Source organism: Salipiger sp. HF18 (assembly GCF_011806505.1).
GTDB classification, from domain to species: Bacteria; Pseudomonadota; Alphaproteobacteria; order Rhodobacterales; family Rhodobacteraceae; genus Salipiger; species Salipiger thiooxidans.
Genome location: NZ_JAATOS010000923.1, coordinates 1 through 763, shown reverse-complemented (window position 1 = coordinate 763; position 763 = coordinate 1). Strand labels below are relative to the sequence as shown.

The window sequence follows — 763 nt, the reverse complement described above, 5'->3', positions numbered from 1 at the left end:
GGGGCGGTCACATTTGCAGGAAACCGCCCATCGCCTCCTTGACCGGCCCGTCCCGGTCGCGCCTCAGTCGCGGCGCGTCCAACCCCAGAGGCAGAGCAGCTCGGTCGCCACGTGGGCCGCTGCGATGGCGGTGGCGCCGGTGGTGTCGAAGGGCGGCGAGACCTCGACCACGTCCCCGCCCTTGAGGTTGATGCCGGCAAGCTCGCGCAGGCAGACCGCCGCCTGGTGGCTGGTCAGCCCGCCCCAGACCGGCGTGCCGGTGCCCGGCGCAAAGGCCGGATCCAGCGCATCGATGTCGAAGGTGAGGTAGACCGGATGCCGCTCGACGATGTCGCGCACACGCTTGGCGATGGTCTCGGGCCCCTCGCGGTGCACTTCGCGCGCGTCGAGCACGTGGAAGCCCATGGTGTCGGGGTTGTCGGTGCGGATGCCGATCTGCACAGAGCGCGCGGGGTCGACGTAGCCGAGCTTCACCGCCTTGTACATGAAGGTCGCCGTAGTCGGCGATGGCGAATTCCGACAGCACGTCGTAGCCCCAGCCGTAGGGCGCATCGCAGGGCTGCAGCAGCGAGGCCTCGCGGATGGCACGCGGGCCGAAGCGGGTGCCGGTGCGGTTGGTCACCGCCTGGTCGAAAGGCACGCCGGTGACGGCGATGTCCACGCCGCGCAGGTCCTTGGTGTACTTCCGCCGCAGGAACGACGCGGCGCCGCCGAAAACGTTCTCGAAGCTCGACCCCTTGAGGTCGTCGCGGGTGAAGGCGTG

Annotated in this window: 1 pseudogene; it reads right to left on the bottom strand. The window is 70.0% G+C overall.

The annotated features are described in order from the left end of the window. Window positions 1-63: 63 nt before the first annotated feature. Window positions 64-763 (bottom strand): annotated as a pseudogene (locus HC022_RS28010) (arginase family protein); the annotation flags it as partial.